Here is a 670-nt window from a genome sequence, read left to right as displayed (position 1 = left end):
TGAAGCGTCCCGGGTTTTCCGGAGGCCGGTTCGTTTGAGTCATGCAGCCATATCGAGGCTCTCGATGGCAGCATAGTAGTTGGCTTCGGCCTCAGCGGGCGGGATATGCCCGATCGGTCCGAAGAGGCGGTGATTGTTGAACCAATGGACCCAACGCAACGTCGCCATTTCGACGGCTGATGCACTCGGCCATGATCGCTGTCGCCAGATGACCTCGGCTTTATACAGGCCGTTGATCGTTTCGGCCAAAGCATTGTCGTAGCTGTCGCCGACGCTGCCGACCGAAGGTACGAGGTCGGCCTCAGCCAGGCGCTGGGTGTAGTTCATGGCGAGATATTGGACGCCCCTATCGCTATGATGGATGAGTCCGTCATCGGCCATTGGCCTGCGCGCATGGATCGCCTGCTCAAGAGCATCGAGAACGAAGCCTGCCGTTGCCGAAGTGCTGACCTTCCAACCGACGATCCGCCGGGCATAGGCATCAACCACGAAGGCAACGTAGACGAAGCCCGCCCAGGTGTGGACGTACGTAAAATCGACCACCCACAGGGCGTTGGGACGACTGACGCGGAATTCCCGGTTGACCTTGTCCAGCGGGCATGGCGCCTTCGGGTCCCTGACGGTCGTGATCGTCTTCTTTCCCCGGCGCACGCCGGTCACGCCCATGGAT

Annotated in this window: 1 protein-coding gene; it reads right to left on the bottom strand. The window is 60.6% G+C overall.

Translation table 11 applies throughout. The features are described 5' to 3' along the window. Window positions 1–39 precede the first annotated feature (39 nt). Window positions 40–670 (bottom strand): IS3 family transposase (locus tag VQ045_RS21840; RefSeq protein WP_331831627.1); only part of this gene is annotated, 631 nt, incomplete at its 5' end.

Origin of the sequence: Aurantimonas sp. E1-2-R+4 (assembly GCF_036549515.1) — a bacterium.
Taxonomy (GTDB): domain Bacteria; phylum Pseudomonadota; class Alphaproteobacteria; order Rhizobiales; family Rhizobiaceae; genus Aurantimonas; species Aurantimonas coralicida_A.
This window is presented reverse-complemented; position numbering and strand designations above follow the sequence as displayed.